At 72.9% G+C, this 6,714-nt stretch carries 8 protein-coding genes and 1 pseudogene; 2 read left to right on the top strand and 7 right to left on the bottom strand.

Annotation, left to right across the window (positions count from 1 at the left end; all coding sequences use genetic code 11):
• Nucleotide 1 precedes the first annotated feature (1 nt).
• Entirely contained in the window at nt 2-1,183 is a 1,182-nt protein-coding gene (locus ABZ848_RS46730) for a cytochrome P450 (RefSeq protein ID WP_360842385.1), read from the bottom strand.
• Between the two features lie 149 nt (nt 1,184-1,332).
• Here ABZ848_RS46730 and ABZ848_RS46735 point away from each other — a divergent pair, with 149 nt between their 5' ends.
• A complete protein-coding gene (locus ABZ848_RS46735; protein WP_360842389.1) occupies nt 1,333-1,995 on the top strand; it encodes a DUF4230 domain-containing protein in 663 nt (220 codons plus the stop codon).
• On the opposite strand, the gene ABZ848_RS46740 is transcribed toward ABZ848_RS46735, so the two are convergent.
• From ABZ848_RS46740 to ABZ848_RS46765, 6 genes and pseudogenes are all read right to left on the bottom strand, one after another.
• Entirely contained in the window at nt 1,996-3,759 is a 1,764-nt protein-coding gene (locus ABZ848_RS46740) for a complex I subunit 5 family protein (protein WP_360842391.1), read from the bottom strand. It abuts the gene before it with no gap.
• Nucleotides 3,759-4,106 carry a sodium:proton antiporter gene (locus ABZ848_RS46745; RefSeq protein WP_360842407.1) on the bottom strand — a complete coding sequence of 116 codons (348 nt, stop codon included), beginning with the start codon at nt 4,104-4,106 and terminating at the stop codon, nt 3,759-3,761. The genes ABZ848_RS46740 and ABZ848_RS46745 overlap by 1 nt, the downstream gene beginning before the upstream one ends.
• A gap of 8 nt (nt 4,107-4,114) precedes the next feature.
• Nucleotides 4,115-4,855 (bottom strand): MnhB domain-containing protein, encoded by a 741-nt coding sequence (locus tag ABZ848_RS46750; protein ID WP_360842394.1) that lies wholly within the window; start codon nt 4,853-4,855, stop codon nt 4,115-4,117.
• A complete protein-coding gene (locus ABZ848_RS46755; RefSeq protein WP_360842397.1) occupies nt 4,852-5,112 on the bottom strand; it encodes a hydrogenase subunit MbhD domain-containing protein in 261 nt (86 codons plus the stop codon). The genes ABZ848_RS46750 and ABZ848_RS46755 overlap by 4 nt, the downstream gene beginning before the upstream one ends.
• Nucleotides 5,105-5,558, bottom strand: a pseudogene (locus ABZ848_RS46760) (MrpF/PhaF family protein). The gene ABZ848_RS46755 and the pseudogene ABZ848_RS46760 overlap by 8 nt, the downstream one beginning before the upstream one ends.
• Nucleotides 5,555-5,737: a hypothetical protein gene (locus ABZ848_RS46765; RefSeq protein WP_360842400.1), complete on the bottom strand. Its 183-nt coding sequence runs from the start codon at nt 5,735-5,737 to the stop codon at nt 5,555-5,557. The pseudogene ABZ848_RS46760 and the gene ABZ848_RS46765 overlap by 4 nt, the downstream one beginning before the upstream one ends.
• Nucleotides 5,738-6,069: 332 nt before the next feature.
• Between ABZ848_RS46765 and ABZ848_RS46770 the strand changes: the two genes are divergently transcribed.
• Nucleotides 6,070-6,561 (top strand): VanZ family protein, encoded by a 492-nt coding sequence (locus ABZ848_RS46770; RefSeq protein WP_360842409.1) that lies wholly within the window; start codon nt 6,070-6,072, stop codon nt 6,559-6,561.
• Nucleotides 6,562-6,714: the final 153 nt, after the last annotated feature.

Here is a 6,714-nt window from a genome sequence, read left to right on the forward strand (position 1 = left end):
TTCACCAGGACACCGGCAGCCGGCGTGGGCTGCGGGTCATCTGGCCCTCCCGCCACTCGATCGTCTCGGCCGTGAACTCGGCGCGCAGGCCCGGGAAGCGGGCGGCGAGGCGGTGCAGGGCCAGGCCGAGTTCCAGGCGGGCGAGCCAGGCGCCGAGGCAGTGGTGCGGGCCGGCGCCGAAGATCACGCTGGGCGAGGTGAGCGGTGTGAAGAGGTCGGGCGGCCCCGGCGGGAAGACGTCGGGGTCGCGGCTCGCGGAGACGGTCTGCACGGCGACCACACCGCCCGCCGGGATCGTCACACCGCCCAAGTCGGTGTCCTCCACGGCCCGGCGGATCAGGCCGGGCAGCACCCGCCCCTCGCTCAGCGGGACGGCCCGCAGCAGCTGTTCGGCCGCGGTGGCCGCCGCGTCCTCGTCCTCGGCGAGCCCCGCCCAAGCGTCCTGCCGGTCGGTGAGCAGGTAGACGACGATGTTCCCGAGGGCCGTCATGGTGGTCTCGTGTCCGGCCACGACCAGCCCGCACACCAGCTGCCGTTCGTCGATCCCGAGCCCGTCACCCGCCGCCACGAGGCTGCTGACCAGGTCGTCGCCGGGTGACTTCCGCCGCTCGTCGATCAGCTGGGCGCCGAACGCCCCGAACTCGGTCATCGCGGCCACGACTTCCTCACGCGTGTGCGCGCCTCCCGAGAGCGCGTGGTCGGCCCAGTGGCGGATGCGCTCGCGGTCCAGGTCGTCGAGCCCCATCAGCCGGCAGATCACCGAGACGGGCAGCGGCCGGGTGAACCCCTCGATGATGTCGGCGGGTCGGTCCCGCGCGGCGAAGTCGTCGAGCAGCGCGTCGACGACCGAGGCCACCCAGGGCCGCCAGCGCGAGATCGCCCGGGGCGTGAACGCCCGCTGCACGGTCCCGCGCAGCCGCTGGTGCGGCTCGCCGTCCAGGTTGACCATCCCGTTCGGATCGTCCAGCAGATTCGGTACGACGAGCAGCGGCGGGGCGTCCGGTGCGTGCAGCGAACTGCGGTCGAAGCGCGGGTCCATGAGCACCTGACGTACGTCCGCGTACCGGGTCACCAGCCACACAGGGGTGCCGGTGGCGAGGGTGGCGGGCCGGGGCGGGGCCGCCTCGGGGAGGTCGACGCGGTGCATGGGACACAGGGGCCGGGACGTGCTGTCTGTACTCATCCGGGACTCCAGACGTGCCGGTACGGACAGGTCCTCCACGCTAGTGCGCCCCGCATGCCTCGACCAAGGGCGGCGTTCGGCCAACGCGGCGGTCTGCCAAGGGCTTTGGCGGGCATTCGTTGAAGTAGTCAGGAAGGAGGACCGTCGCCATGACGACTCCCATCAGGCGCGTGTCCAGGCGCATGCCCGGCTGGGCGAAGGTGGTCGCCGCCGTCGTGCTGGTGATCGCGGTGTTCTTCGCCGGGATCCGGCTGGCCGTGCTGCCGGGCCTCAAGGACCTGTTCGGCACGGAGACGCACGACCGCTCGGGACCCGCACTGCTCCAGTCCATCCAGGACATGAGCCGTTACGACGCCGCCTCCGGCAACTTCCAGGTCGTCGTGGACCTGGAGAAGGACACCAAGTACCTGCCCGACGCGATCCGCGGCTCCCGCGTCCTGTACGTCGGGGCGGGCACCGTGGACGCGTACGTCGACCTCGGCAAGGTCGCCAAGGACGACGTGACGGTCAACGGCGACCGCACGTCGGCGACCCTCCGGCTGCCGCACGCAGCCCTCGGCAAGCCGGCCCTCGACCCGGACCGCTCCTACGCCGTCTCCAAGCAGCGCGGTCTCCTCGACCGCCTCGGCGACTTCTTCTCGGACAACCCCAACAGCGAGCAGGCCGTGCAGAAGCTCGCCGTGAAGCACATCGGCGAGGCGGCCAAGGACAGCGGTCTGACCAAGCGGGCCGAGACCAACACCACGGACATGCTGGAGGGCCTGCTGCACTCCCTCGGCTTCAAGGAGGTGCACGTCTCCTACCAGAGCTGATCAGGCGCCCATGATCCCCGGCAGCGCCAGCGCGCCGAGCAGCACGGCACCGGCCAGCAGCCAGGCCACGTAGTCCCCCACGTGCCCGGACTGCAGGTGCCGCAGCCGCGAGGCGCGGTAGGCGCCGGCGAGGAGCTTCGGCCGGACCACGGCGAGGGCCGCGAGGCCCACGGCCAGCACGGTCGAGGCGAGTCCCAGCAGCACACCGGCCGGTGTCCAGTGCGGGTCCGAGACCACGACCCCACCGGACCCGGCCTCGCTCATGGCGTGCCCGACCACGGCGGCGAAGCCGGGGACGACACCGACGGCGAGCGCCGCGGCGAGCAGCAGCGCGGGCACCGCCGTCATGGTGTCCGGGACCCGGCCGAGGCGGTGCCCGGTCTCGGGCTGCTCGCCGGAGCCGGTCGTCTCGTACTCCGAGTCCGCCGCGGGCCTGGGGCCGAGGCCGAAGAAGACCCGCGCGGTCACGCGCAGCACGGCGGCGCCGGTCAGGGCGCTCGCGGCGACGTACAGCACGGTGAGCGGGGCGCCCACTGCCTCCTCGGTGACGGCCTTGCCGAGCCCGGTGCCGAAGGGCGGCAGCCCGGCGAGCCCGAGGCCCCCGAGGCCGTACAGTACGGCGACGCCGCGCAGCCGCCGGGCGCGTCCGTGCAGGGTGTACTCGTCGACGCTGCCGAAGCGGTCGAGCAGGATGCCGGTGCAGGCGAACAGGGCGGCCTTCACTCCGGCGTGGCCGAGGACGTACAGCGCGACCCCGTCGTCGCCCTCCGGCGTCAGCACCCCGATGCCGATCAGGAACAGGCCCGTGTGGGCGACGGTGGAGAAGGCCAGCTGCCGTTTGATGTGCCGCTGGAACCAGCACATCACGGCGCCGATCACCGCCGTGAGCGCGCCGAGCACCACGAGCGCCCGTTGCAGGTCGGCGGCCGGTACCCCGCCGGGCCCGGAGAACACGGTGGCGTACACCCGCCAGACGCCGTAGACGCCGAGTTCGACCATGACGCCCGACAGCAGCATGCACACCGGGGTGGGGGCCACCGCGTGGGCGTCGGGCAGCCAGAAGTGGAAGGGCACGGCGGCGGCCTTGACCAGCAGACCGGTCACGACCAGCACGAAGGCCGCGAGGGTGAGCGCGTCGGGCCCGCCGTGCCCGTCCAGTCCCCGCCCGATCTGGGTCATGGACAGCTCGCCGGTGCGGGCGTACAGCAGGCCGATGCCCATGAGCATGGCGTACGCGCCCAGCGAGTTGACCACCCCGAAGGTCAGGGCGCCCTGCACGGCCCTGGCCTCCTCGACCCGGGTGCCGGTCAGCGCGTAGGCGACGACGCTCATCAGCTCGAACCACACGAACGCGTTGAACAGGTCCCCGGCCAGCGAGAAGCCGCACATGGCGCCCTGGAAGACCAGCATCAGCGCGGGGAAGGAGCCCGCGTGGCGGCGGGGTGGCTCGTCGAAGTAGTGCCAGGAGTACGCCAGTGCCGCGAGCGTGAGCAGTGAGGCGAGCGCGGCCATGCCGAGGCCGGGCCCGTCCCCGGTCAGGACGATGCCGACGCTCTCGCCGTTCCGGGGCGTCCAGCCGCCGACCCATTCGGTCATGGGCGGCGAGGAGTCGAGGAGCAGGACGATCGCCAGCCCGGCCGTACCGGCGGACACGGCGCAGCCCACGGACTCGGCGACGGCCCTGGGCATACGGCGGCCGGCGGCGACCAGGAGGGCGGCGCCGAGCAGGGGCACGGCGACCAGGAGGGGCAGCAGGTCGTTCATCAGCCGCGCAGCTCGGAGAGTTCGTCGGGGTCGACGGTGTCGTGGCGTTTGGAGATCTGGACGACGAGGGCGAGCAGCAGGGCGGTGACGGTGGCGCCCACGACGACGTCGGTGAGGGTCAGCGCCTGGACGACCGGGTCGACGACCGGCCGGGAGCCGGGCTTGATGTCGGAGTACACGGGCGCGGTGGCCTTGTCGCGGTAACCGACGGCGAGGAGCAGCACATAGGTGCCGGCCTGGCAGACGGACAGACAGCCGACGGCGTGGATGAGGTTGCGGCTGGTGGCGAGGCCGTAGCAGCCGACCAGGAAGACCCACCCGGCGATCAGGTACGGCAGTACGTCCATCACGGCGCTCACGACCCGCCCTCCCCCTCGATCTCGACGGCCTGGTCCAGGAAGCGGGCGAGCAGCACGACGACCGCGCAGGCGACCTCCATGCCGATGGCCGCGTTGAGGAGCGGAACGGTGCCGCCGGAGGACAGGGTGTTGAAGGTGCCGTACGGCAGGAAGGTGTTGGCGAGGAAGGCGCTGGAGCCGATGAGGCCCGCGAGGCCGGTGACGAGGTAGGCGGAGGCGGCGAGCGCGTCGCCGACCTCGTAGCGGCCGACCGGGCGGACGCGTTCGAGGGCGCGGTAGTCGGCGCCGAGGTAGAGCAGGTGGAGGGCGGTCGCGGCGACGACGCCGCCCTGGAAGCCGCCGCCGGGGCTGAGCTGGCCGTGCGCGACGACGTACAGGCCGCTGACCAGGGCGACGGGCAGGACGATCAGGGCGTAGCGGCGCACCGGCAGGGCCACCTCGGCGGGTTCGGGGCGGGCGCGGTGTTCGTCGCGGGTCTGCCGCAGCAGCACCACGCAGCCCAGCACGGCGGCGAACAGGATGGTCATCTCGCCGAGGGTGTCGAAGGCGCGCTGGTCGAAGTTGACGGAAGAGATGGTGTTGGCGGTGTGCCGGGCGAGGGAGGCGCGCACCGCCCGGTCGCCGTACGGGTGGTGGTCGCCGCCGAAGGCCGGCAACTTGAGGCAGGCGGCGGCGAGCAGGACGGCGAGGCCGGCGGCGCCCGCCAGCAGGAGCCACAGCCGGGCGCGCCGGGTCATCGTCCGCGTCCCTTCTCCTGTCCGCGTCGCCTGACCTTGCGGACGGTCAGCATCAGCAGCAGGGGGGTCAGCGCGGAGCCCACGGCCAGCTGCGACAGGCCGACGTCGGGTGCCTGCAGGACGGTGAACAGGACGGCGAGGACGACGCCGAGCACGGAGAGGACGAGGGCCTGGCGGACCGGGTCGCGGGTCGCCACCGCCACGGTCGCGGATGCCGCGACGAGCAGCAGCGCGACCACGATCACCGCGTCAGCCACGGCGGACCCCCCGGAAACCGCCGGACAGCGCACGGGAGGCGACCACGTTCCCGCCGATCAGCAGCGCCCCGATCACCAGCAGCTTGACCATGGCCCGGCTCGGCCCGGTCGCCACGCACAGCGCGATCACCGTCACCGCGCCGAGGCCGGCGACCGCCCAGGTCAGCCCCCCAGGCACGCGGCGGGTCCTCGGCCAGCTCGTCGGCGAGCAGCCGCGCGAAGACCAGCGTGCCGACGGGGCCGAGCAGGGCCAGGACCAGGCCGAGGTCGACGTAGGACGGGCGGCCGTAGGCCTGGGAGAGCAGGAGCAGGCCGGGGCAGGCGAGGGCGGTGGAGAGGTTCTGGGCGACGACCCGGCGGCGCAGCGGCCCGGTGGCCACGCCCCACAGGGCGGTCCCCAGGCCGCCGGCGAGGCCGACGGTCGCGGCGGGCGTCCAGCCGTTCACGGTCCGCTCACCGCCCGGCGCGCGGACCGTGCCGCGAGGGCGCCGAGGCCCGCGGCGGCCGCGCCGACCACGCGCTCCAGCGTGTCCACGGTGCTGATGAGCACCAGCCACAGCAGGGCGAAACCCGCCCACCAGGCCGCCAGCTCGGCGGCGGCGAGAAACGTCGTACGCGGGCTCATGCGCCCGGAGTGCCCCTGTGGCGGGAAGGGAAACGCACAGCCGTGTCGTCCGGATCCGGCGGTACGGCTGCATCCTCCGGGGCACAGCGGGTAACCGCCTTAGAACGCAGGTAAGTTGAAGACTGGAGGACCTGATGGCCCGGGCAGCCTTGAACCCACGTTCAGCGATACGCCTGCGTACGACCAAGTCGGGGAAGGACGACCCGAAGAACGCCAAGTCCCCGAAGAACGACAAGGCCGGCAAGCCCTCGAAGGGCAAGAAGGCCGAGAAGCCGCCGAAGGGCGGCAAGGCCGCGCGCGCGTCGCGACCGCCCCGCACCGAGCGGTCCGTCATGCCCTGGCCACTGCGGGTGCTGGCGATGCTGTGCGCCTTCGGCTTCATGGTGGCGTTCGCCGTGGTGCTGGCCAAGCTGACCCTGGAGCCCTCCCCCGCCTCGGTGTCCATGGCGCACACCAACCTGCATCCGGGGAGCACGCTGCACACCTATCTGGACCAGCCGGCGCTGCGGGACGCGGTGAAGCAGATAGGCGGCAACGTGCTGCTGGGCGTTCCGTTCGGCATCCTCGTCCCGGTGGTCGCGCCGCGGGCCCGTGGGCTGCTGCGGGTGCTGCTGCTGACGGCCGTGGTCATGCTGCTGGTGGAGTTCGCACAAGGGGCCCTGGTCGAGGGGCGCGCGTTCGACATCGACGACGTCATCCTCAACACGGCCGGTGCGCTGATCGGCTACGTCCTGCTGGGGCGGCGGCTGGGCCGGGCGGTGCACGCGCGCGAGCGGCTGCCGCGCCGGACCACCAAGCAGACCAAGCAGACCAAGGGCGCATAGCCGGACAGCTTCAACTGCTGGTCCGTACCAAGGTATTGACGCTCCCCTTATCTCACTCCTTAAATCAAGAGGCGACGCCTTCACCCCCCACCCCGGGCGGGGGGCCCGCGGGCCCGCCCCCCCCCGGGGAGAGCAGGCGGGGGGGCCCCCACC

The organism is Streptomyces sp. NPDC047081 (assembly GCF_040643775.1).
In the GTDB taxonomy this organism is placed as follows: domain Bacteria; phylum Actinomycetota; class Actinomycetes; order Streptomycetales; family Streptomycetaceae; genus Streptomyces.